This window comes from Streptomyces sp. JH002, from assembly GCF_050916115.1.
Taxonomy (GTDB): domain Bacteria; phylum Actinomycetota; class Actinomycetes; order Streptomycetales; family Streptomycetaceae; genus Streptomyces; species Streptomyces xiamenensis.
Genome location: NZ_CP087989.1, coordinates 5584285 through 5604943, shown reverse-complemented (window position 1 = coordinate 5604943; position 20659 = coordinate 5584285). Strand labels below are relative to the sequence as shown.

Annotated in this window: 21 protein-coding genes; 9 read left to right on the top strand and 12 right to left on the bottom strand. The window is 72.4% G+C overall.

What is annotated here, in order from left to right:
* Positions 1–14 precede the first annotated feature (14 nt).
* Positions 15–281, bottom strand: coding sequence for a hypothetical protein (locus H7827_RS25675; protein WP_043176938.1), 267 nt, complete (start codon positions 279–281; stop codon positions 15–17).
* A gap of 178 nt (positions 282–459) precedes the next feature.
* Between H7827_RS25675 and H7827_RS25670 the strand changes: the two genes are divergently transcribed.
* Together H7827_RS25670 and H7827_RS25665 are read left to right on the top strand one after the other, a co-directional pair.
* Positions 460–1644 carry a DUF5925 domain-containing protein gene (locus H7827_RS25670; protein ID WP_432747508.1) on the top strand — a complete coding sequence of 395 codons (1185 nt, stop codon included), beginning with the start codon at positions 460–462 and terminating at the stop codon, positions 1642–1644.
* Positions 1645–1685: 41 nt separating this feature from the next.
* Positions 1686–2267, top strand: coding sequence for an NADAR family protein (locus tag H7827_RS25665; RefSeq protein ID WP_432747507.1), 582 nt, complete (start codon positions 1686–1688; stop codon positions 2265–2267).
* Here the strand turns inward: H7827_RS25665 and H7827_RS25660 are convergent.
* Positions 2206–3492, bottom strand: coding sequence for an MFS transporter (locus H7827_RS25660; RefSeq protein WP_432747506.1), 1287 nt, complete (start codon positions 3490–3492; stop codon positions 2206–2208). The genes H7827_RS25665 and H7827_RS25660 overlap by 62 nt on opposite strands.
* Positions 3493–3741: 249 nt before the next feature.
* Between H7827_RS25660 and H7827_RS25655 the strand changes: the two genes are divergently transcribed.
* The 3 genes from H7827_RS25655 to H7827_RS25645 all read left to right on the top strand — a co-directional run bounded on the left by H7827_RS25655 (position 3742) and on the right by H7827_RS25645 (position 6348).
* Complete coding sequence (locus H7827_RS25655; protein WP_386532539.1) at positions 3742–4281, top strand: hypothetical protein; 540 nt, start codon at positions 3742–3744, stop codon at positions 4279–4281.
* Positions 4282–4665: 384 nt separating this feature from the next.
* Complete coding sequence (locus H7827_RS25650; protein ID WP_432747505.1) at positions 4666–5589, top strand: lysozyme; 924 nt, start codon at positions 4666–4668, stop codon at positions 5587–5589.
* A gap of 87 nt (positions 5590–5676) precedes the next feature.
* Positions 5677–6348, top strand: coding sequence for a peptidoglycan recognition protein family protein (locus H7827_RS25645; RefSeq protein ID WP_386532534.1), 672 nt, complete (start codon positions 5677–5679; stop codon positions 6346–6348).
* Positions 6349–6362: 14 nt separating this feature from the next.
* On the opposite strand, the gene H7827_RS25640 is transcribed toward H7827_RS25645, so the two are convergent.
* The 3 genes from H7827_RS25640 to H7827_RS25630 all read right to left on the bottom strand — a co-directional run bounded on the left by H7827_RS25640 (position 6363) and on the right by H7827_RS25630 (position 8542).
* Entirely contained in the window at positions 6363–7193 is an 831-nt protein-coding gene (locus H7827_RS25640; protein WP_432747504.1) for a DUF4232 domain-containing protein, read from the bottom strand.
* A complete protein-coding gene (locus H7827_RS25635; protein ID WP_030727821.1) occupies positions 7177–7656 on the bottom strand; it encodes an RNA polymerase sigma factor in 480 nt (159 codons plus the stop codon). Before H7827_RS25635 ends, H7827_RS25640 begins: the two co-directional genes overlap by 17 nt.
* Positions 7657–7720: 64 nt before the next feature.
* Positions 7721–8542: an IclR family transcriptional regulator gene (locus tag H7827_RS25630; RefSeq protein WP_432747503.1), complete on the bottom strand. Its 822-nt coding sequence runs from the start codon at positions 8540–8542 to the stop codon at positions 7721–7723.
* A 208-nt stretch (positions 8543–8750) separates the two neighbouring features.
* Here H7827_RS25630 and H7827_RS25625 point away from each other — a divergent pair, with 208 nt between their 5' ends.
* From H7827_RS25625 to H7827_RS25610, 4 genes are all read left to right on the top strand, one after another.
* The gene (locus tag H7827_RS25625; RefSeq protein WP_386532527.1) at positions 8751–9752 is read left to right on the top strand and encodes a 4-hydroxy-3-methylbut-2-enyl diphosphate reductase; all 1002 of its coding nucleotides are present in this window, start codon (positions 8751–8753) and stop codon (positions 9750–9752) included.
* Positions 9753–9763: 11 nt separating this feature from the next.
* A complete protein-coding gene (locus H7827_RS25620) occupies positions 9764–11575 on the top strand; it encodes a 1-deoxy-D-xylulose-5-phosphate synthase (protein WP_432747502.1) in 1812 nt (603 codons plus the stop codon).
* A complete protein-coding gene (ispG, locus tag H7827_RS25615; protein WP_199811763.1) occupies positions 11572–12723 on the top strand; it encodes a flavodoxin-dependent (E)-4-hydroxy-3-methylbut-2-enyl-diphosphate synthase in 1152 nt (383 codons plus the stop codon). Before H7827_RS25620 ends, ispG begins: the two co-directional genes overlap by 4 nt.
* Positions 12724–13084: 361 nt before the next feature.
* Positions 13085–13726, top strand: coding sequence for a helix-turn-helix transcriptional regulator (locus H7827_RS25610; protein ID WP_234390055.1), 642 nt, complete (start codon positions 13085–13087; stop codon positions 13724–13726).
* Here the strand turns inward: H7827_RS25610 and H7827_RS25605 are convergent.
* The 7 genes from H7827_RS25605 to H7827_RS25575 all read right to left on the bottom strand — a co-directional run bounded on the left by H7827_RS25605 (position 13706) and on the right by H7827_RS25575 (position 20627).
* A complete protein-coding gene (locus tag H7827_RS25605; RefSeq protein ID WP_432747501.1) occupies positions 13706–14518 on the bottom strand; it encodes a hypothetical protein in 813 nt (270 codons plus the stop codon). The two genes, H7827_RS25610 and H7827_RS25605, sit on opposite strands and share 21 nt — an antisense overlap.
* A gap of 30 nt (positions 14519–14548) precedes the next feature.
* Positions 14549–15742: a hypothetical protein gene (locus H7827_RS25600; RefSeq protein WP_432747500.1), complete on the bottom strand. Its 1194-nt coding sequence runs from the start codon at positions 15740–15742 to the stop codon at positions 14549–14551.
* Positions 15743–15751: 9 nt separating this feature from the next.
* Positions 15752–16141 (bottom strand): limonene-1,2-epoxide hydrolase family protein, encoded by a 390-nt coding sequence (locus tag H7827_RS25595; RefSeq protein ID WP_386532517.1) that lies wholly within the window; start codon positions 16139–16141, stop codon positions 15752–15754.
* Positions 16141–17943, bottom strand: a complete 1803-nt coding sequence (locus H7827_RS25590) for an FAD-dependent monooxygenase (RefSeq protein WP_386532514.1) — start codon at positions 17941–17943, stop codon at positions 16141–16143. Before H7827_RS25590 ends, H7827_RS25595 begins: the two co-directional genes overlap by 1 nt.
* Before the next feature lie 92 nt (positions 17944–18035).
* The gene (locus tag H7827_RS25585) at positions 18036–19196 is read right to left on the bottom strand and encodes an NAD(P)/FAD-dependent oxidoreductase (RefSeq protein ID WP_432747499.1); all 1161 of its coding nucleotides are present in this window, start codon (positions 19194–19196) and stop codon (positions 18036–18038) included.
* A complete protein-coding gene (locus H7827_RS25580) occupies positions 19196–19408 on the bottom strand; it encodes a ferredoxin (RefSeq protein WP_174864352.1) in 213 nt (70 codons plus the stop codon). The genes H7827_RS25585 and H7827_RS25580 overlap by 1 nt, the downstream gene beginning before the upstream one ends.
* Positions 19409–19433: 25 nt before the next feature.
* The gene (locus H7827_RS25575) at positions 19434–20627 is read right to left on the bottom strand and encodes a cytochrome P450 (protein WP_386532508.1); all 1194 of its coding nucleotides are present in this window, start codon (positions 20625–20627) and stop codon (positions 19434–19436) included.
* Positions 20628–20659: the final 32 nt, after the last annotated feature.

Below are 20659 nucleotides of genomic sequence, written 5' to 3'. Positions count from 1 at the left end.
AGTGACGTTCCGTATCAGCCGTGACTGCCGAAGAGCGTACGCCGCAGCCTCCGCAGCGGGGTGAACAGCCGCACCCGGGCACCACGCGTGGTGGTGTTCCTGGTGGACTGCCGATCCCGCGTCGTCAGCTCGCGCATCAGCGTGGTGGCCTCTTCGGTCTCGCGCGCCGGCACGGCAGGTCCGGACAGCACGCTCAGATGGCGTTCCAGGCGCGTAGAGCTTGCGCCGCTCCCGCAATCGATCGCAGGCACTCGGGGCCTGCCGCGTGTTATCTGCTCCATGACTCTCCCACCCGTACGAGGGCACCCGGTCCGGGCAGAGTAACCCTAACGCCCCCCGAGTGCGCGCGGGTATCCCGGTCCCAGCTTTCACCTTTCCCCACAAGGGTGTTGACGAACATCGCCCGTGCGCGCTTTTGCGTCAGAAATCCGGGTGCGCACCGGGCCGGCGCGGGCAATCATGGCGGGCATGACTCCCGTTCCCCCGCCCGCCCGCCCCGGAGAGGAGCCCGCCCTGCCCGTCACCATCACCGACAGCACCGCGCCCGCCGACATCGTCGACATGCTGCTGGTCAGCGAATTCGCCTCGGGACGGCTCCCGTACGCGCGCAGCCGTCGGCTGGAAAAGGTGCGCAGGCACCACCTGCTGGTCCCCGACGGCGCCGAGGTGCACCGCACGGTGCGCGGCGACGACACCTATGCCGTGCTGGCGAGCGGGCCTGGCTGGATGCTGCGTTCGCGGCGCTGGACGTACGGCGCCCAGGTGACCGTGATCGCCGAAAGTGATGAACTCGCGCAGCAGGTCCTCAAGCAGACGGTCACCGGCGCCGAAGCGCCGCCGGACCCCGATCCGGGGAACGTGACCATGGGTTTCTGGCACTTCTCCCCCGGTGGCCGCGGCGCGGTGCGCACCACCCGGCGGATCGCCGCGGAGAGCTGGGAGACCGTGCGCCCCGGGTACTCGGCGCCGGTGGCGCGGGCCATGGACGACCTGATGGGCGTCACGGCCGCCGATGTGGCCGGCCGGCTGCTGCTGCTCCACGGGCCGCCGGGCACCGGCAAGACCTCGGCGCTGCGCACCCTGGCCCGCTCCTGGCGGGATTGGTGCCAGGTGGACTGCGTGCTGGACCCCGAGCGGCTGTTCTCCGAGGTCGGCTATCTGATGGACGTGGTCATCGGGGACGACGAGGAGGACGAGGACGGCGGCGAGGACGCGCTGCGGTACGAGGAGGAGCCGGCCGGGGAGGGGCAGCCGACGCGGCGGGACCGCTGGCGGCTGCTGATCCTGGAGGACTGCGACGAACTGATCAGGGGCGGCGCGAAGGACGCGGCGGGCCAGGCGCTGTCCCGGCTGCTGAACCTCACCGACGGGCTGCTGGGGCAGGGCCGCCGGGTGCTGGTGGGCATCACCACCAACGAGGACCTGGAGCGGCTGCATCCGGCGGTGGTACGGCCCGGGCGCTGTCTGGCGCGGATCGAGGTGGGGCCGCTGACCCGCCCGGAGGCGGTGGCGTGGCTGGGCACCGAGGAGGGGGTGCCGCACGAGGGGGCCACGCTGGCGGAGCTGTACGCGCTGCGCCGCGGCACCGCGCCCACGGCGGTGGCGCCGCTGCCCTCGCGCGCGGAGGCGGGGTTGTATCTGTAGGAGCCGACGGGGTGTCAGTGGCCGTTCGTAGGGTGAGGGACATGGTGAGGAACACGGGACTGCCGGGCGAGACTCTCGCGGCGGAACTGGCGGCCGGGGCCGCGCGCGGTGAACGGCTGAAGTACCTGTACTTCTGGGGGCACCGGCCGCAGCGGGACGGCAGCGTGGGGGCGGGCTGCCTGAGCCAGTGGTGGCCCGCGCCGTTCACCGTGGCCGGGGAGACCTACGCCACCGCCGAGCACTGGATGATGGCGGGGAAGGCGCGGCTGTTCGGGGACGAGGAGGCGCGGGCGGAGGTGCTGGCCGCGGGTCATCCCCGCGACGCCAAGGCCGCGGGCCGCACGGTGCGCGGCTTCGACGAGGAGCGCTGGCGCGCGGAGCGGTTCGCCGTCGTGGTGGAGGGCAGCGTGCACAAATTCGGGCAGCACCCGGCGCTGGGGGCCTATCTGCTGGGCACCGGGGAGCGGGTGCTGGTGGAGGCCAGCCCGGTGGACCCGGTGTGGGGCATCGGGCTGGCGGCCGACGATGCCCTCGCACAGGACCCGGCCCACTGGCGTGGACTCAATCTGCTGGGTTTCGCGCTGATGGCGGCACGGGAGCGGCTGCGGGCTCCGCAGCCGTAGCCGGAGCCGCCGGTACGGGGCCGGCCGGGGTCTTCGGCCTGCGGGCGGCGGAGGCCAGGGTGCTGACGAGCAGCGCCACGGCGGCGACGGCGAGCATGGCATGGCGCAGTCCGGTGTGTTCGCCGAGCAGCCCCAGCAGCGGTGGCCCGGCGAGGAAGGCCAGGTAGGCGATGGTGGCCACGGCGCTCACCCGGGCGGCGGCGTGGTGCGGGCTGTCGCCGGCGGCGGAGAGGGTGACCGGGAAGCCGAGGGAGGCGCCCAGGCCCCACAGCACCACGGCGGCGGCGGCCAGCGCGGGGTGCGGGGCGAAGACGACGACGAGGATGCCGATGGCGGCCAGGACGGCGCTGCCGCGGACCACGGTGACCCGGCCGAGCCGGGCGAGGACGAACTCCCCGCCGAACCGGCCGGTCGCCATGGCGGCAGCGAACAGGGTGTAGACGAGCGAGCCGGTGGTGGCGTTCAGCTCGTAGCCGTCGACCATGATCAGCGGCAGCCAGTCGTTGGCGGCGCCCTCGGCCAGGGCCATGCCGAGCACGATCGCGCCCAGCATCAGGGTGCGCGGCTCGCGCCACACGGCGAGCCGTTCCGCCCTGGTCAGGCGCGGCTCGTCGGTGGAGGCCGCGCCCTCGCGGCCGGTGCCGGCCGGCAGTTGCCGTACCGCCCAGGCGGCGGCCGGGGCGCACAGGGCGGTCACCAGCCACAGATGCCAGGCGACGGAGAAGTCGACGGCGGTCAGCGCGATGCCGGTGGCGGCGCCGACGACGGTGCCGGCGCTGAAGCAGCCGTGCAGGGCGGGCAGCACGGAGCGGGACAGGGCCCGTTCCACGGCGGCGCCCTCGATGTTGACGGCGATCTCCATCAGGCCGCTGCCGGCGCCGAAGATCACCAGGGCGGCGAACACCAGCCAGGCGGAGCCGGTGGCCGCGCCGGTCCCCACCAGCAGGGGGCCGAGCAGCAGAACGCCGATGCCGGCAGCGGTGACGGGCCGGCCGCCGAACCGGGCGACGAGCTGCCCCGAACTGAGCACTCCGGTCATGGCGCCGACCGAGAGACCGAAGATGACCAGGCCCATTCCGGCGGTGGAGGCGCCGATGGCGTCACGGATGTCGGGGGTGCGGGTGATCCAGGACGACATGGAGACGCCGACGATCACGAAAAGGACGAAGAGCCCGGCGCGCCAGCGGCGGATATCGCTGAGCGGCTGCTCCTTCCTGCTGGTCATGAGGTCCTCTCGCAGGGACGTTCGAGTGGTGCCGGTGCCCGGTCAGGCTGTCACGCGGCGCCGGAAACCGGCAAGATCCCCCGGTTTCGGAGGGCGGCGCCGGCGGCCGTGTCAGTTTCCTGCCGAGTCTTCCGGACGCCATGGCCAACGCGCGTAGACCTGGGGCAGCATGTCGGGGCACCACCTGCACGGTCATCTGATGAAATGCGCCCGCAATCCGGGCGCCCAGCAGGAGGGTTCCCCCCACCCATGAGAATCCGTTCGGTCCTCACCGCTCTCGCCCTCACCGGTGCCGCGCTGGCCGCCGCCCCGGCCGCCGGCGCGGCGTCCCCGTCCGTGTCCGCGCCGGTGTCCGCGGTCACGGACGTCACGCCGTACGCCACCAAGATCACCCACGCCCAGGCCACCTCGATGTTCCAGGCGGTCGGCATCACCTGGTCGTCCTCCGGCGGCTGCTCCAACCGCAACGTGTCCACCTGTACGTCCTTCGACCAGCTCAATCTGGAGTCGGCCCAGGGCGCCCAGACCCTCAAGCGGGCCAGCGGCTGCGCGCTCAACATCACCGGGGGCACCGAGACCGGGCACGCCAGCGGCACCTACAGCCACTGGAACGGCTACAAGCTCGACTACGGACTGAACACCTGCATCAACAACTACGTCACCGGCAACTTCACCTTCATCGGCAACCGGGCGGACGGCGCGGCCCAGTACCGGTCGGGCTCGGGCAACATCTACGCCCGCGAGGGCAACCACTGGGATGTGACCTACTACAACTGCGGCGGCTGCTGACGCCCCGTCCAGCAGTGTCCGCATCCGGCCCCGGTGACGGCATGTCACCGGGGCCTTCCCGTGCGTCCGCCCGGGCCCGTCCGACCGTGTGTGCGATGACCAAGCAACTTTCCGAGTCCGAAAGTTCCCGGAGTCTACGCCCGTTGCACCAGGTCAGCGTCCTTTTCACTGGACTGGTCCACGGGGGGACGCCGAACTCCCTTTACGCGGCGCCGGTTGGTGTGCGTGACTATTGGCGCGCACACTTCAAGACACGCCGAACGTACACCCCCACGTCCCCCCACACGACGACGCGGCGGCCCGGCCTGCCCTGTCCTATGACCGTCGGGCTGTTTGACTCGCTCTGTGGCACTCACCCCACATCTCTGTGCCAGGAGGTAGTACATGTCCATCCGACGTGCCCGCACCGCCGGATCCCGCCGGCGACGGCTGACCCTCGCCGGTGTCCTCGCCGCTTCCCTCACCCTGCTGGTCGCGCCGCTGAGCGCCACCGCCGCGACCGCCGCCGACGCCGGGGGCGACGCCCCGGCCGGCGAGCCCACCACCCTGGAGGTGGGCGAGCTGGCCCCCGGAACCGCCTTCATGGGCGCCGGGGAGCTGGCGCACGGCGACGCCACCCCGGACGACGCGCCGCAGTTCACCCCGTACGCGCCGACCGACGGCGTCCAGGGCATCGACGTCTCGCACTGGCAGGGCTCCATCAACTGGACCTCGGTGCGCAACTCCGGAATCCAGTTCGCCTGGATGAAGGCCACCGAGGGGACCTCGTACCGCGACCCCAGCTTCAACACCAACTACCCCGCCGCCCACGCCGCGGGCGTCATCCGGGGCACCTACCACTTCGCGCTGCCGAACTCCTCCAGCGGCGCGACCCAGGCCAACTTCTTCGCCTCCAACGGCGGAGCCTGGTCGGCGGACAACCTGACGCTGCCCGGCGTGCTGGACATCGAGTCCAACCCGTACGGCGCCCAGTGCTACGGCCTGTCCACCACCCAGATGCGCACCTGGATCCAGGACTTCTACAACACGTACAAGGCCAGGACCGGCCGTGACGTGGTCATCTACACCTCCCCGAGCTGGTGGAACACCTGCACCGGCAGCTGGAGCGGCATGGCGAGCCAGAGCCCGCTGTGGGTGGCCCACTGGACCACCGCCAACAGCCCGACCCTGCCCGGCGGCTTCAGCGTGCACACCGTGTGGCAGTACACCGACTCCGGCTCGGTGAGCGGCATCTCCGGCAACGTGGACCGCGACCAGTTCAACGGCTCCCGCGACCGGCTGCTCGCGCTGGCCAACAACACCCCGTAGCGCCCGCTCCGGGGAGCCGGCCCGCGCGGCCGGCTCCCCGGGCCATCCGTGTCCCACCCCCCGCACGCTCAGCACGAAGGAGATCCCATGTCCGGTGCCGATCTGACGCGGCGTCGTCTGCTGCTGGCCGGTTCGGCCGGCCTGGTGGCCGGTGGAACCGCCCTCGCCCTGTCCGGAACCGCAAGCGCCGCCCCCCGGTCGGCCCCCGTCGTGGAGCCGGACATCGACAGCACGGCCGTGTGGGGGGCCCGGCCGGCGTCCGGCACCATCACGGTGCTGGACAACCGGCCGAACAAGATCATCGTCCACCACGCGGCCGGCCCCAACAGCACGGACTACTCCCGCGCCCAGGCCCACGCGCACGCCAAGTGGGTCCAGAACATCCACATGGACGACAACAACTGGTCCGACACCGGCTACCACTTCGTGGTCAGCCGGGGCGGCTGGATCACCGAGGGCCGCCACGAGAGCCTGCGCACCCTGCGCGCCGGACAGGGCCTGGTGCTCGGTGCCCACACCTCCGGGCAGAACTACGACGGCATCGGGATCTGCACCGAGGGCGCCTACCACGACGGGGCCACCCCGCCGCAGGCCCAGTGGGAGGTCCTGGTCAGCCTGTGCGCCTACACCTGCCAGCGGTACGGCATCGCGCCCACCCAGCTGTACGGGCACAAGGACTTCAACGCCACCCTGTGCCCCGGGGTGCTGCACGACATGCTGCCCCAGCTGCGTACCGAGGTGGCGGCGGCCCTGGGCTGACCCGGCGGCCACGGTCAGTACACCACCGTCACCGACAGCAGGCCGACCGCCTCGTCGGTGCAGCCGGTGACACCCTCACGCGGCAGGAACAGCGCGTCCGTCTCGTCCGGCGGGTAGACCAGCAGCCCGGCGGCCGGGACGGGCGAGCACTCCTCGGCGGGGTAGTTCTCCGCCCGGGCCAGCCGCAGATCGGCGCGGGCCGTGCCCCCGGGCTGCAGCTCCACCCGGAGCGCCTCGCCGCCCTCGGGCCCGCGCACCGCCGGGGCACCGATCTGCTCGCCGCCCTCGGCGGTCAGCAGCGACACCCCGGGGAAGCCGGTCAGCGTGCAGGCGGTGTCACCGGTATTGGTGAAGGCCAGCGTGTACATGAGCGAACCCGCCCCGGCGTTCGGGTTCTCCACGCCGAGCGCGAGCGCCTCGGTGGCACACACCGAGGGCGTGCTCCCACCGGCCGTCTCGTTCCCCTCCTCCACGGGCGGTGTGTCGCCGGCGTCCGGTTCGGCCTGCCCGGTGGGCGGCGCGGCCGGCTCGTCGGAGGGTTCGGAGGACGGCTCGGGCGGGGGCTCGGCGCGCTGCTCGTCCCGGGGCGGAGGCTCGGCGGCCACCGGTGCCTGGCCCTGCTCCCCGTCGGAGCGTGCCATCGCGGCCACCACCGTCGTCCCGCCGGCCGACAGCACGACGGCCGCCGTCACCGCGACCAGCCGGCGTCTGCGCCGGGCGGCGGCGCGGTGCCGCAGCTCCTCGTACGCGCCCGGCGGCGGGTCCAGCCGCAGCTCGGCCGTGGTGAACGCCTCGGCGATCTCCGAGGGCTCGTGCGGCTGCTCGGAATCACGTGCTGATCTCATGAAGTCCCCTCAAGGCGGTGCGCAGCCGCTCGCGTGCCTGGTGCAGATCGCCCTTCACAGTGCCCGGGCGCCGGTGCAGCACGGCCGCGATCTCGGCGATCGGCAGGCCGGCGTAGTAATACAGCAGGACCGGCACCCGCAGCCGTGCGGGCAGCGCCTCCACGAGGCTGCGCAGATCGAATCCCTGGTCGGCGGCCGGCGCGTGCTCGCGTCGCCCGGCCAGCAGCCGGCGGACGGCGCCGCGCTCGTTCTCGCGTGCGCGCCAGTGGTCCTTGACCAGGTTGGCGGCGATGCTGAAGAGGTACGACTCGCGCCGGTCCACGGTGCGCCACCGCGCCCACAGGCGGGTGAACGCCTCTGACGCGATGTCATGGGCGACGCCGTCGTCATCCACCAGCCCCCGGCACCAGCCGGCGAGCCGCGGGTAGAAGTCGGTGAAGAACTCCTCAGCTTCCCTGTCCACGCCCCATAGACTCCGTACCGCCGCCTCCGGTTATCACGGAAGCATAACGAACCCGTGCGGGGTGTCAGCGGGTTCCGGCGGACAGGCTCTCCTCGATGGCGCCCACGGTGTCGAGCAGGGCGCGGCCCACGCTGCGCAGGTCCCGGTTGTGGACCGTGTCCCCGACCACCACCGCGGCCATCTGCCCCGAACGCCCCAGGCTGACGGGGGCGGCCAGTTCGACCAGTTCGGGAACGCAGCGGCTTCTGGCGTACGACAGTCCGGTGCGCCGGATCCGCTCGAACTCGCGGCGCATCGAGTCGGCGCCGGCCGCGCCGCGCCGGGTGCCCGCCGGTGCCCCGTCGCTGAAGTCCGCCGGATTGCGCATGGCCTTGGCCAGCAGCAGCTTGCCCGCCGCCGACCAGTGCGCCGGGAAGGGGCGGCGCAGCGCGGTGGCGAGCCGGACGTGCTCCTGTCCGTACAGGGTGCCCACGTGCTGGATCCGGGTGCCGGAGAGCATCCCGAGGCTCACGATCTTGTGGGTGAGCTGGAACAGCTCGATCAGGTACGGGGTGACCGTGTGGCCCAGGCTGTGCAGCCGGGCCGGGCCGCTGGTGGAGGCCAGCTGGAAGAGATAGGTGCCCAGTTCGTAGGACTTGGACTCCATGCGGACGGCGAGGCCGAGGTCGGTCAGCACCCGCATGTGGCGGTGGAGTGTCGACTTGGGCTGGTTGACCAGGCGGGAGAGTTCGGAGAGGGTCAGCGGCCCGGGGGCCTCCGCCAGGGCCTCCAGTACGGCCATCGACTTGCGCAGCGGGCCGCCCGCGAGCCCGCCCGCGCCCGGGTCCGCCGCCTCGCCGGCGGCCGGCCCAGCGCAGGCCCCCCGGGGTTCGCGTCCACCGTCCACCGTGATGCTCCCGTCGCAGCAGCGCGTCCAACACGCTCATGGCTACCGGAACCGGAAGGCCGCGCTCAAGATCGGGAGAGTGCCGTGGCCCGTGGGACCGTGCGACCGGTCCCTTTGTGACAGCGTTCCCCGGGCCCGCAGCGGGCCCGTTCTGGAAAGTGGAAAGCGTCGTTGAGCGCACCGGCGCGGCGTTCCTACGCTGCCCGGCATGGCTGATGTGAGCTCGGACGAGTATGTGCAGAACGGAGTCACCCGTCGCATTCTGCTGGCCGGACCACGGTCCTTCTGCGCGGGTGTCGAGAGGGCCATCGAGATCGTCGAACGGGCTCTGGAGTCCCGGGGCGCACCGGTGTATGTCCGCAAGCAGATCGTGCACAACGTCTCCGTCGTGGATGACCTCGCCGGGCGCGGGGCGGTCTTCGTCGAGGAGCTGGAGGAGGTGCCGGACGGTTCGACGGTGGTGTTCTCGGCGCACGGGGTCTCCCCCGCCGTGCGCGAGGAGGCGGACAAGCGCGGGCTCGACGTCATCGACGGGACCTGCCCGCTGGTCGCCAAGGTGCACGCCAAGGCGCGGCGGTACGCGGCGCGCGGCGACACGGTGGTGCTGATCGGGCACGCCGGGCACGAGGAGGTGGAGGGCACCCTCGGGGAGGCGCCGGAGTCGATGGTGCTGGTCCAGACGGCCGAGGAGGTGCGGCAGCTGTCGGCCGAGGACGCCCCGCAGATCTCCTATCTGACCCAGACCACGCTGGGCGTCGACGAGACGGCCGAGGTGGTCGACGCCCTGCGGGAGCGGTTCCCGCTGCTGTACGAGCCGCCGTCCGAGGACATCTGCTACGCCACCACGAACCGGCAGAACGCGCTCAAGGCGATCATCCCCGAGGCCGATCTGGTGCTCGTGGTCGGCTCGGCGAACTCTTCCAACTCGGTGCGTCTGGTGGAGCTGTCGCGGTACGCGGGCACCCCCGCCGAACTGATCGACACCGCCGAGGACATCCGGCCCGAGTGGCTGGAGGGCGTGCGCACCATCGGGCTGACCGGCGGCGCCTCGGCCCCGCCCGCCCTCGTCGAGGGGGTGGTCAGCGCGCTGTCCGCCTACGGTCCCGTCACCGTCGAGGAACGCGAGATCGCCCGCGAGACCGTGTACTTCGATCTTCCGTCGGCCGTGCGCGGCGACGCGCCCCGGCCGGCGGACGGCCTTTCCAGCTGAGTGGGTGAGACATGTCGACAAGTGTGCTCGACCGTGTATCGGGGCCCCGGTCCCTCAAGGAGCTGCACCGGGACCAGTTGCCCGCGCTCGCGCGGGAGATCAGGGACCTGCTCGTCGCGCGGGTGACCGCGGCCGGCGGGCATCTGGGCCCCAACCTGGGGGTGGTCGAACTGACCATCGCGCTGCACCGGGTGTTCGACTCGCCCATCGACCGCATCGTGTTCGACACCGGCCACCAGGCCTATGTGCACAAGATGCTCACCGGCCGGCGGGACGCCTTCGGCACGCTGCGCGCGCCCGGCGGTCTGTCGGGCTACCCGATGCGCCAGGAGTCGGAGCACGACCACGTGGAGAACTCGCACGCCTCCACGGCGCTGTCCTACGCGGACGGTCTGGCCCGCGCGCAGCGGCTGCTGGGCGAGGAGCACCGGCGGGTGGTCGCGGTGATCGGCGACGGTGCGCTGACCGGCGGCCTGGCCTGGGAGGCGATGAACAACCTGGGACGCTCCTCCCGCCCGGTGGTGATCGTCCTCAACGACAACGGGCGCTCCTACGATCCGACGGTCGGCGGCCTGGCCGAGCATCTGGCGGTGCTGCGGCGCGGCCGGCACGAGGGCCCGAACCTGTTCGAGAACCTCGGCTTCGCCTACCTCGGCCCGGTGGACGGCCATGACCTCACCGCGCTGGAGGAGGCGTACCGGCGGGCGGTGGAGCTGGGCTGCCCGGTCGTGGTGCACTGCGTCACCGAGAAGGGCCGCGGTTACGCGCCGGCCGAGAACCACGAGGCCGACCGGATGCACGGGATCGGCGTCCTCGACGCGGCGACGGGCCGGCCGCGGCCGGGCGGCTCGCCGGTCAGCTGGACGAAGACGTTCGGCACGGAGCTGGAGCGGGTGGCCGCCGAGCGGCCCGAGGTCGTGGCGCTGACGGCCGCGATGCTGGAGCCGGTGGGCCTGCGCGCGTTCTCGCGGCGCTTCCCGGAGCGGGTCTTCGACGTGGGCATCGCCGAGCAGCACGCGGCCACCAGCGCCGCCGGGCTGGCCATGGGCGGTCTGCACCCGGTGGTGTGTCTGTACGCCACGTTCCTGAACCGGGCGCTGGACCAGATCATGATGGATGTGGCGCTGCACCGGCTGCCGGTGACGTTCGTGCTGGACCGGGCGGGCATCACCGGCCCGGACGGCGCCAGCCACCACGGCATGTGGGACATGGCGCTGCTGGGCGCGGTGCCCGGCATGCGGGTCGCGGCCCCGCGCGATGCCCGTCAGCTCGGTGAGCTGCTGGGCGAGGCGGTGGCCACCCGGGACGCTCCGACGGCGCTGCGGTTCCCCAAGGGATCGCCGGGGCCCGACATCCCCGCCCTGACCCGGCTCGAAGGGCTCGACGTGCTGCACCGCACCCGCTCGCGTCCGCTGGATGTCCTGCTGGTCTCCGCCGGTGCGCTGGCGGGACCCGCGGTGCGCGCGGCGGAGTCGCTGGCCCGGCGGGGCATCGGGGTCACCGTCGTCGATCCGCGCTGGCTGCTGCCGGTCAACCCCACGCTCGTCCATCTGGTGTCCCGGCACCGGCTGGTGCTCACGCTGGAGGACGGGCTGCGGTCCGGTGGTGTGGGCGCGGCACTGACCCAGGCGTGCGCGGACGCCCGGATCGGGACGCCGGTGCACACGCTGGGGCTGCCCCGGGCGTTCCTCACCCACGGGGAGCGGTCCGCCATCCTCGCCGAACACGGTCTGAGCGCGGAGTCCGTCGCCGAGACCGTCCTGTCGCTGCACCGTGCCGTTCCGGCACCTCCCGTACCCCACTTGGAAAGGACACCGCGGTGACCCAGGTCGCGCTCGGTATGCCCGCTCCGCCGCCGCTCACGCTCGCCGACCGCCGCAAGACGCGGCAGTTGCGGGTGGGCTCGGTGGGGGTGGGCAGTGAACACCCGATCTCCGTGCAGTCGATGACGACGACCGTCACGGCGGACGTCAACGCCACGCTCCAGCAGATCGCGGAGCTGACCGCGGCCGGCTGTGACATCGTGCGGGTGGCCTGCCCCAGCGCCGACGACGCGGCGGCGCTGCCGCAGATCGCCAGGAAGTCCAAGATCCCGGTGATCGCCGACATCCACTTCCAGCCCAAGTACGTGTTCGCGGCCATCGAGGCGGGCTGCGCGGCGGTGCGGGTGAACCCCGGCAACATCAAGAAGTTCGATGACCGCGTCGGGGAGATCGCGCAGGCGGCGACCGAGCACGGCACCCCGATCCGGATCGGGGTGAACGCGGGCTCGCTGGACCGGCGGCTGATGGCGAAGTACGGCCGGGCGACCCCGGAGGCGCTGGCCGAGTCCGCGCTGTGGGAGGCCTCGCTCTTCGCCGAACACGGCTTCCACGACCTGAAGATCTCGGTCAAGCACAACGATCCGGTGATCATGATCCGGGCGTACGAGCTCCTCGCGGAGAGCTGCGACTATCCGCTGCACCTGGGCGTCACCGAGGCCGGGCCCGCGTTCCAGGGCACCATCAAGTCGGCCGTCGCGTTCGGGGCGCTGCTGCGCCGGGGCATCGGCGACACCATCCGGGTGTCGCTGTCGGCACCGCCAGTCGAGGAGGCCAAGGTCGGCGGGCAGATCCTCCAGTCGCTCAATCTGCGGCCGCGCAAGCTGGAGATCGTCTCCTGCCCGTCCTGCGGGCGGGCCCAGGTGGACGTCTACAAGCTGGCGGACGAGGTCACCGCCGGCCTGGAGGGCATGGAAGTGCCGCTGCGGGTCGCGGTGATGGGGTGTGTGGTGAACGGCCCCGGCGAGGCGCGCGAGGCGGACCTGGGGGTGGCCTCCGGCAACGGCAAGGGGCAGATCTTCGTGAAGGGTGAGGTGGTCAAGACCGTCCCGGAGTCCAAGATCGTGGAGACCCTCATCGAGGAAGCGCTGCGCATCGCCGAGGAGATGGAGCCCGCGGACGAAGGCTCTCCCACCGTCGTCGTGGGCTGAATGAGGGATTCCCCTGGCGGGAACGAGAACAGCCCGATCTCGTCGACTCCCCGAAGTCGGCCACAGTATGGTCTTTGCAGTTGTCTTTCCGACTGCCAATGACCGTATGAGGCCACTCTCGGGGAGTTTTGACGTGGTGACGAGGAAATGCACGAGAAGATGACCATGCGGCCCCAAGCCGTACTTCCGTGCCGAATCTTCGGTGTCGCCCGACCTCCACGCGTAAATTTCCCGGTCTCATGGTCGCAACACAGGGGAAACGGGGGGAGAACTTTCTTCCTGAAACCATGGCGACCGGCGCCCGCCACGGCTCTTGCTGTATGCCCCGGCGAACGTCCTGTGAATTCTTGGAGGTCCTCCAGTGACGACCGACACCACGACACGCACCGTGAAAGCGATCGTGCGCGCACCCGATCCGCTCACCTATACGGCCGTGCGCAATCATCTGGGCTCGACGGCGAACATCGAGGTCGCCACCGGTGAATACCGGGGCCCGGTCGACGTCGCCGTCTTCGTCGCCGAGCGGATGACCGTGGAGGTCATGTCGGCGCTGCGCAGGCTCAAGGACTCCCTGGGCGTACCGGTGGTGCTCATCCCGTCCGAGATCGACCGGGCCGAGCTGTTCGCCGCGGTGGAGTGCAACGTGGTGGCCGTGCTGCCGCGCGCCGCGGCCACCACCGGCCGCATCGAGGAAGCGGTGCTGACCGCGGCGGCCGGCGGCGGGGTGCTCCCGCCGAAGATGCTGGGCGAGTTACTGCGGCAGATCGAACGGATCCAGCGCGAGGTGCTCTCCCCGTCCGGCCTGCACACCTCCGGGCTGACCCCGCGCGAGATCGGTGTGCTGCGGCTCATGTCGGAGGGCCTGGACACCGCCGAGATCGCCGTCAAGATGTGCCTGTCCGAACGGGCCGTCAAGCGCGTCATCTTCGGGGTCACCCGGCGGCTGAACCTGCGCAACCGGCCGCACGCGGTCGCCTACGCGCTACGCAGCGGCGTCATCTGACCGCGCGCCCGCAGCCGTACGCCGGAGGGACGCCGGCGGCGGCGCGGCGCCGGGCTCCGGCAGCGGACCGGTGCCGGGCGCGGGGGCACGCAGGGCCCACAGCGGCCGGCCCTCGCGGAGCATCGTGCGGCGCAGCAGCACGATGTAGGTGATGTCCAGGGCGACATACGTCACCACCAGGACCTGCAGCAGATGGTGCGAGGGATAGACGACGAGGGCGGTCATCCCCGCGAACAGCGAGCCGGCGAACTTGGTGACCGCGATGTGCATCGACTGACCCGCGCTGGAACCGCGCCGCTTGAGCAGCAGCAGGAACGAGGCGCTCAGCGGCACCTGAATGATCATGCCGGTGTACATGCCGTCCCGGTCGTGGAACTCGTTGGCGCCCACCACCACGATCACCGCCGCCCACAACAGCACCCCGGTCATCATCCACCGGAAGGCCCGCAGGGTGAGCGCCGGATAGTCGCGCGGCCCGTACCGGAACGCCAGATACAGCAGGACGACGTTGAAGACGCACCACAGGACATTGATCTGCCGTTGTGTCTCCGTCTGTTCCAGCACGAACGTCAGGCTGAACTCCCAGGCGAAGTTCACCGCCACCAGCGGGGCGGGGATGGCGCTCCAGCCCTCCCGCAGCGCGAGCCGGATCGCCAGCACATAGGTGGCGATCCAGCCCAGCGCCGTGGGTCCGGCCACGGACCAGAACAGCCAGCCGGGAACGTCGGCCGCCCCCACCGTGACCGGTGCGACCTGCGACATCGGGATGAGGAAGGGGGGCAGCCAGTCCATGGGGTTCCTTCGGGGCGGGGGGCAGGGGTGTCAGAGGCTGGGGACGATGGAGTCGAGGCCGAAGAAGGAGCCGCCGTACAGTTCGTGGCCGACCTGGACGTTGAGCATCGCGTGCCGGGCCGCGGTGTTGGCGTCCCGCCAGTACTGCTGGAGCGGGTTGGCCTCGGCGAAGGACGCCGCCCCGTGGGCCCACATGAGGTCATCGAGGGCACCGGTCACCAGCTGGGCCGCCTGGGAGACGTCCCCGCGGATGCGGCGCAGCTCGCTCTCGGACAGGGCGACCGCCGCCGCCGCGGCCGCGTCGATGCTCTCCGCCGCCCGGCGCACATGCATCTCGGCGGCGTCGACGGTGAGCGCGGTGCGGCCCAGCGAGGCCACGAACGCCCCCGAGTCCGGCTGGCGTTTGTAGACGGTCGGGGTGACGCCGCGCCGCGGTGCCCGCTGTTGGACGAAGGCGAGCGCGGCCTGGCCGGCACCCAGCACCACCGAGGCGCAGATGACGGCCATCGCCGCCACCGCCGGGGAGCGCAGCAGCGGGGGCAGCGAGACATCGGTGACGTGCGCCCGCCCCAGCTGGGTGGGCAGGGGCAGCACGCGGTGTGCGGGGACGAAGACCTCGTGGGCGACGGCGGTGTGGCTGCCGGTGGCGCGCATGCCCACCGTGGACCAGGTGTCCTCGACGGTCAGTTCGGCCACCGGGACCAGCACCGACAGGGGGCGTACGGTCTCCCCGTCGGGGCTCGTCTCCTTCGCGCTCAGGATCGCCCAGTCGTCGTGCAGGATCCCCGAGGCGTACGGCCACTGCCCGGTCAGCACATGGCCGCCGTCGGCCGGCTCCGCCCGGCCGGGCGCCACGAACACCGAGGCCAGCTTCGCGCCCGGGTGGTCACCGAACACCTCCTCCCGGGCCCGGCGCGGGAAGCGGGTGGCGAGCAGGTTCGAGCCGTTGATGTTGTTGACCACCCAGGAGGTGGACGGGCAGTAGTGCGCCAGGGCCTTGGTGACCTCGCTCAGGGTGCGTACGTCGCCCTCCAGGCCGCCGTACTCCTTCGCGGTCCACACCATGCCCACCTGGGAGCTGTCGATGGCCCGCACCGAGGCGTCGGGCAGCCGCCGTTCACGGTCGCCCTCGGCGACCCCGTCCGCGAGGACGGGCCCGATGGCGTGGACGCGTTCCACCAGTTCCGCGCACAGGCCCTTGCTGTCGGTTCGTGTGGTCGTCATGTCCGTCCCTCACTCTTCCTCGGCGTCGGAGATGAGGCGGGTGATGTCGAAGTAGTCCCGCCACGCGGCGATGCGGCCGTCGCGCACCTCGAAGGCGGCCATCACCTTGAGGTTGCGGGCGATGGGAGTGCCGTCGGTGCGCAGCATGTTCTCCACCCGCTCCACCAGGACGGTGTCGCCCGCGGTGGCGACGTGCCGGAAGCGGTACTCCAGCTGGGCGAAGTCGGCCGGCATGAGGCCGAGGATCTGCCCCTTGCCCACGCACACCGGGGAACCGGGGTTCTCCCACACGCAGTCGTCGGTCAGGTAGCGGTCCACGGCCGAGCGGACGGCGGCCGGGGTGGGCCCCATCGCGGACAGGAACGCGCGGACGAGGTGTTCGCCGTCGAGGTCCGTCATCACGGCCGCCCCGTGGTCGCGCCCGCCGGCCGGCCCAGGGCGCGGGCCAGGGCCTCGTCCAGTTCCCGTTCGGCGTGCGGGCTCGCCGACGCCCCGCGCCAGGCGATGTGCTGGTCGGGACGGACCAGGACGGCGCCGTCGTCGCCCACTCCGCGCACGGCGGACCAGGCGCCCTCGGCGTCCCGGTAGCGTGCCGTCTCGTCGTCGGCGCCGATGGACACCACGTCCAGCGGCACGCCGTACGCCTGCGCCACCCGCTTGGCCGCGAGCCGCCAGCCGTCCGCCGCCGGCCCGGTGATCAGCACGAAGCCGCCCGCGCGGCCCACCAGGTCCTGGGTGCTGAGGCGTTCGGCGCCCCGGGAGAGCCAGGCGTGCGGCAGCCGGTGGCCCGGCCGGGTGACGGGGTGGTGGACGCTGCCCATCGGGTCCAGCGGCGGGCGCTCGGTGCCGTCCGGGACGAGGGCGCCCTGCTCGTAGTGGAAGCCGATCTCGATGTCGTGCGCCTGGTACTCCACGCGCTGGGTCGCGAACACCTCGGCCGTCCTGGCGCGCAGCGTGTCGCCCATCGGGGTGTCGGCGAACAGGGCGCGGAAGTTGGCCTGGGTGACCTCGGGCGGCGCGCCGGGCATCAGGCCCAGACCGGCGTGCAGCACGCCGTGGTTGCGGAAGGCGAAGAACGCCCACTCCATGGAGCGGCGCGCCACCGGCAGCCGTTCGGCCTCGTAGGTGTCCAGCAACGCCTCGTCGGCGGTGCCGCCCAGGACGGCGGCCAGCTTCCAGGCGGCGTTGTGCGCGTCCTGGACCGCCGTGTTCAGCCCCAGGCCGGTGGCCGGCGGCTGGCGGTGCGCGGCGTCCCCGGCCAGCAGGACCCGGCCCACCCGGAAGGTGTCGGCGATGACCGCCTCCGGCGTGTACCGGCTCACCTGGTGCACGGTGACGTCCAGGTCGGGCAGCTTGAGCAGTTCCCGCACCCGGGCGATGGTGGCTTCCTCACCGAGGTCCAGGTCGACGCCGGCCGGCAGGTGGAAGTGGAGCGCCCACTCCTCGGAGGCCAGGCCCCAGCGCGGGCCCATGGCGACCATGCCGTAGCGGGAGATGAGCCCGCCGTCGGGGCTGACGAAGTTGGTGATGAGCACCTTGTCGCCGCTCCACCACCGCGACAGGTCGGCGCTGAAGTGCACGGAGATGACGTTCCACGCGCCGCCCTGGCCCTCCATGGTGACGCCGAGGGTGTCGCCGATGCTCCGTCCGCCGTCGGCGCCCAGCAGATAGCGGGCCCGTACGGTGCGGGTGGTGCCGGTGGCGCGGTCGGTGATCCTGGCCGTCACCCCGTCCTCGTCCTGGGTGAACTCCTCCATCATGTGGTGGAAGCGCACCATGCCGGGGGCCCGTTCCTCGGCGTGCCGGCGCAGCAGCGGTTCGAGCCGGTGCTGCGGCAGGTTGGTGGAGGGGCAGGGGCTGTCGGCCGCGTACGGGACTTCCGTGCTGCCGCCGCCGAAGGAGTCCATCCGGTGCAGGTCCCGTGCGTCCAGGGGGCCGTCGCCCGCCAGGGAGGTGCGCCAGGCCACCTCGCTCATGTTGGCCAGCGGGGCGCTGAGCGCGTAGACGTCGTCGGCGACGCCGTGCTGGCGGAAGATCTCCATGGTGCGCTGGTTGAGGTAGTGCGCTCTGGGCAGCACCGAGGTGGACTCGCGCCGTTCGACGAGCAGATGGCGGATGCCCAGGTCGGACAGGAACAGCGAGGCGGTGAGCCCGCAGCCGCCACCGCCGACGATGAGTACCGGTACGTCTTCGTCGATCATCGTTCGCTCTCCGGAAGGGGCCGTGTGCTGTGACATGTCGGGGTCCTTGTTCTCTCGGGGCGCGGCGGGCCCCGGGGTGGGGCGGGCGCCGCTCAGGCGTCGGTGAGCAGGTGGCGTGCCCGGCGCGCGCCGCGCGGGCTGTTCCAGCCGATGACGCCGACGGGGCGTCCGCCGGCCTCGGCGACCGCGGTGAACGGGCCGCTGTCCAAGTCCCCTTCGGTCACCCGCAGGTGGTCGCCGGCGGCCGGGTCGCCGAAGATCTGCACCCGTACGCCGTGCTGGTCGGTCCAGAAGTACGGGACCGGGGTGTAGGCCCGGTCGGCCCCGAGGATGTTGTCGGCGACGGCGAGGGCCTGTTCCGCCGCGTTGGAGCGGTTCTCCAGCCGCACCGTGCGGCCCTGGCCCGGGTGCCACCAGCGGGCCACGTCACCGGCGGCGTACACGTGGTCGGCCGCCCGGCACCGGGCGTCGCACACGATCCCGTCGTCCAGCGGCAGTCCGCTCCCGCGCAGCCAGTCGGTGGCGGGCAGCGAGCCGACCGCGATCACCACGGCGTCCGCGGGCACCGGCCCCTGGGAGGTGACCACCGCGGTGACCCGCCCGCCCGCGGTGACCGGGGCCTCCGCCTTGGTGCCGGTCAGCAGCCGCACGCCGTGCTCACGGTGCAGGGCGGCGAGCCGCAGGCCGGTGCCGGTGCCGAGCCGGTCGGCCATCGGCACCGGCGCCGGGTCGATCACGGTCACCTCCAGGCCCAGCGCCCGGCCCGTGGCGGCGATCTCGCAGCCGAGCACCCCGGCGCCGATCACGGCGAGGCGGCGGGCGGCGGCCAGGTCGGCGCGCAGCCGCCGCACATCGTCCAGGGTGCGCAGCGTGTGCACCCCGGCCACACCCTCGAACGCCGGCAGCCGGCGGGGCGTCAGCCCGGTGGCGAGCACCAGGTCGCCGTAGCCGAGCCGGGTCCCGTCGGCGAGCGTCACCTCGCGCCGACCGGTGTCCACGGCCACGGCCCGGCGGCCCGTCAGCACCTCGATGCCCTGGCCGGCCAGGTCGGCGGGCGGGCGCAGCACCGTACGGCCGGCGTCCCAGGTGCCCAGCAGGACCTGCTTGGACAGCGGCGGCCGGTCGTACGGCGGGTGCGGCTCCTCCCCCACCAGGCGGACGGTGCCGGTGAAGCCACGCCGGCGCAGCGACTCGGCGGTGGCCAGACCGGCCGCCGAGGCGCCCACGATCAGGACATCACTGCGCGCGGACATCACGCACCGTCGCGCTCGTGCAGCAGGATGGCGGCGGCCGGGCACAGCAGCGCCGCCTCCCTGACCCGTTCGCGCTCACCGGCCGGCGGCGCCGCGTCGAGCAGCACCACCACGCCGTCGGAGTCGCGCTGGTCGAACACCTCGGGGGCGGCTGTCACGCAGTGCCCGGCGGCGACGCAGCGCGGCTCGTCGATCTCGACCCGCAGGACCATGGTGTCTCCGGTTTTTCTCACGGCGTCACCACGTGACCGGCAGCGCGTTGACGCTGAAGACGAGGGTGGTGGTGCGGTAGTCGATCTCCTCCTGCGGGGCGGCCAGGCGCAGCGTGGGGAACCGGCGGAAGAGGGCGGGCAGCGCCGTCCGCAGTTCCGCGCGGGCCAGTTGCTGCCCCAGGCACTGGTGGGCGCCGTAGCCGAAGACGACGTGCGGGGGCGGAGTGCGGCGGACGTCGAGGGTGTCCAGGTCCCCGTCCGCCAGGGTGTGGTCGCGGTTGGCGGCCAGCACCGACAGCACGACGCGTTCGCCCCGCTTGATCGTCCGCCCGCGGACCTCGATGTCCTCGGCGGCCTCGCGCGGCATGGTGATGGCGGGCGAGATGTAGCGCAGCAGTTCCTCGATGGCGCCGTCCACGGCCTCGGGTTCGTCGCGCACGACGGCGAGCTGGTCGGGGTGCTGGAGCAGCAGGGTGCTGCCGGCCGAGAGCATGCTGGCGGTGGTCTCGTGCCCGGCGACCAGCAGCATGTTGCCGATGCCGACCAGTTCGTCCTCGTTCAGCTGGTCGCCGTGCTCGCGCACCACGGCGCCCAGCAGGTTGTCGCCGGGGCTGCGCCGGTGGGCGGCGACCAGCTCGCCCATGTAGGCGTCCATCTCCATGAGGTTGCGGATGTGCTCCTCACGGGTGGCGTTGACGTCCAGGCCCACCTGGGCGCGGCGCTGGAAGTCCTCGCGGTGCTCGTAGGGGACGCCCAGGAGTTCGCAGATGACCAGCGTCGGGATGGGGGTGCAGAAGGTGGAGATCAGGTCGGCGCCGGGGCCGGCGGCCTCCAGGGCGTCCAGCCGCGAGGCGACGATCTTCTCGATGGTGGGCTGGAGGGCACGCACGCGCTTGACGGTGAAGGCGCCGGTGAGCATGCGGCGCAGCCGGGTGTGGTCGGCGCCGTTGTAGTTGAGCAGGTTGCCGGGCTGGTTGAGCATGCTGCGCGGGGCGTCCGGGTCGAAGACGAAGCCCATGCGCAGGCGTTCGTCGCTCAGCAGGGCGCGGGCGTCCTCGTAGCGGGTGATGGCGACGGCCTCGAACTCGTCGAGGATGGGGCTGGGTACGCCGATGCGGGGCAGTTCCTCGTCCTTCTGCATGGCGTACAGCTCGGGCGCGGGGGTGAAGGGGCAGCCGGCGGCGCGGGCCGCGAACGGGAGCACCTTGGGATCGGGCATGGCGGAAGTGCCTCTCTGGATGGGAGTGCGGG

Coding starts and splice junctions, on each gene's coding strand:
- H7827_RS25675 (WP_043176938.1), bottom strand. CDS start 281: ATGGAGCAGATAACACGCGGCAGGCCCCGAGTGCCTGCGATCGATTGC.
- H7827_RS25670 (WP_432747508.1), top strand. CDS start 460: ATGGCGGGCATGACTCCCGTTCCCCCGCCCGCCCGCCCCGGAGAGGAG.
- H7827_RS25665 (WP_432747507.1), top strand. CDS start 1,686: ATGGTGAGGAACACGGGACTGCCGGGCGAGACTCTCGCGGCGGAACTG.
- H7827_RS25660 (WP_432747506.1), bottom strand. CDS start 3,492: ATGACCAGCAGGAAGGAGCAGCCGCTCAGCGATATCCGCCGCTGGCGC.
- H7827_RS25655 (WP_386532539.1), top strand. CDS start 3,742: ATGAGAATCCGTTCGGTCCTCACCGCTCTCGCCCTCACCGGTGCCGCG.
- H7827_RS25650 (WP_432747505.1), top strand. CDS start 4,666: ATGTCCATCCGACGTGCCCGCACCGCCGGATCCCGCCGGCGACGGCTG.
- H7827_RS25645 (WP_386532534.1), top strand. CDS start 5,677: ATGTCCGGTGCCGATCTGACGCGGCGTCGTCTGCTGCTGGCCGGTTCG.
- H7827_RS25640 (WP_432747504.1), bottom strand. CDS start 7,193: ATGAGATCAGCACGTGATTCCGAGCAGCCGCACGAGCCCTCGGAGATC.
- H7827_RS25625 (WP_386532527.1), top strand. CDS start 8,751: ATGGCTGATGTGAGCTCGGACGAGTATGTGCAGAACGGAGTCACCCGT.
- H7827_RS25620 (WP_432747502.1), top strand. CDS start 9,764: ATGTCGACAAGTGTGCTCGACCGTGTATCGGGGCCCCGGTCCCTCAAG.
- H7827_RS25605 (WP_432747501.1), bottom strand. CDS start 14,518: ATGGACTGGCTGCCCCCCTTCCTCATCCCGATGTCGCAGGTCGCACCG.
- H7827_RS25600 (WP_432747500.1), bottom strand. CDS start 15,742: ATGACGACCACACGAACCGACAGCAAGGGCCTGTGCGCGGAACTGGTG.
- H7827_RS25595 (WP_386532517.1), bottom strand. CDS start 16,141: ATGACGGACCTCGACGGCGAACACCTCGTCCGCGCGTTCCTGTCCGCG.
- H7827_RS25590 (WP_386532514.1), bottom strand. CDS start 17,943: ATGATCGACGAAGACGTACCGGTACTCATCGTCGGCGGTGGCGGCTGC.
- H7827_RS25585 (WP_432747499.1), bottom strand. CDS start 19,196: ATGTCCGCGCGCAGTGATGTCCTGATCGTGGGCGCCTCGGCGGCCGGT.
- H7827_RS25580 (WP_174864352.1), bottom strand. CDS start 19,408: ATGGTCCTGCGGGTCGAGATCGACGAGCCGCGCTGCGTCGCCGCCGGG.
- H7827_RS25575 (WP_386532508.1), bottom strand. CDS start 20,627: ATGCCCGATCCCAAGGTGCTCCCGTTCGCGGCCCGCGCCGCCGGCTGC.